The sequence below is a fragment of the Micromonospora sp. DT68 genome (assembly GCF_049847245.1).
Taxonomy (GTDB): domain Bacteria; phylum Actinomycetota; class Actinomycetes; order Mycobacteriales; family Micromonosporaceae; genus Micromonospora; species Micromonospora profundi.
Genome location: NZ_JBNCNZ010000065.1, coordinates 1 through 669 on the forward strand (window position 1 = coordinate 1; position 669 = coordinate 669).

A 669-nucleotide genomic window follows, 5' to 3' on the forward strand; every position below is an offset into this window, starting at 1 on the left:
AGGCCGGCGTGGGTGACGACCGCGCCCTTCGGCCGGCCCGTCGAGCCCGACGTGTAAATCACATAACAGGCGTTGTCCGGACCCACCACCGGCGGCACATCCACACCAGACTCACCCGCCCACAACCCCGGCCGATCAACCAACACCACCTCAGCCGACAACCCCGACAACCCCGCCACCAACACCGACGACGTCACCACCACCGACGCACCCGCGTCAGCAACCATCAAACCCAAACGCTCAGACGGATAACCCGGATCCAACGGCACATACACACCACCGGCCTTATGCACCGCCAACATCGCCACAACCTGATCCACCGAACGATGCAAACAAACACCCACCAACACCTCGGCACCCACACCCACCGAACGCAAATACCGAGCCAACCTGTTCGCCGCCGCATTCAACTCCGAATACGACAACGACACCCCACCACCAGAAACCGCAACCGCAGCACCATCAGAAGCAGCCCTCGCCTCAAAAGCCGAGAACGCCACCCCCGACACCGGCACCACAGAACCCACACCAACCCGCGACAACCACTCCGCCTCACCAGACGGCACACACACCACCCGCGAATCCCCACCCGGATCCGCAACCATCGACTCCAACACCACCCGGAACATCCCCGCCAACCGCACCAAACCCGCCGACCCAAACACCCGC

1 protein-coding gene is annotated in these 669 nt (G+C 63.5%); it reads right to left on the reverse strand.

All coding sequences use genetic code 11. From position 1 onward, the window contains the following. The coding region (locus ACPXB1_RS30650) for an AMP-binding protein (RefSeq protein WP_425736180.1) at nucleotides 1–629 on the reverse strand (629 nt) is incomplete at its 3' end. Nucleotides 630–669 lie beyond the last annotated feature (40 nt).